Raw genomic sequence first — 414 nt, forward strand, 5'->3', positions numbered from 1 at the left:
TTTCACAGGTACAGCGACCGTCTTGATAAAACGGCTTTTGTCGGAGTTCACACGGGGCATTTGGGTTTTTATGCCGATTGGGTTCCGCAGGAGATAGAAAAGCTCGTTCTGGCCATTGCCAAAACGCCGTATCATACCGTGGAGTATCCCCTTCTTGAGGTGATTGTCACTTATCATGATGAAGAGCGTGAGGAGCGGTATCTGGCTTTGAACGAATGTACGATCAAAAGCATAGAAGGCAGTCTCGTCGCTGACGTGGAAATTAAAGGCCAGCTGTTTGAAACGTTCAGGGGAGACGGTTTATGTCTGTCCACGCCTTCCGGAAGCACGGCTTATAATAAGGCGTTAGGCGGTGCAATCATCCACCCTTCCATCAGGGCGATTCAGCTTGCCGAAATGGCATCTATCAACAAC

Annotated in this window: 1 protein-coding gene; it reads left to right on the forward strand. The window is 49.3% G+C overall.

The window, feature by feature from the left end:
- On the forward strand, positions 1 to 414 hold a 414-nt coding region (locus ACTD9P_RS30145; RefSeq protein WP_438870503.1), incomplete at both ends, for an NAD kinase.

This window comes from Pseudomonas onubensis (assembly GCF_965653655.1).
Lineage (GTDB): Bacteria > Pseudomonadota > Gammaproteobacteria > Pseudomonadales > Pseudomonadaceae > Aquipseudomonas.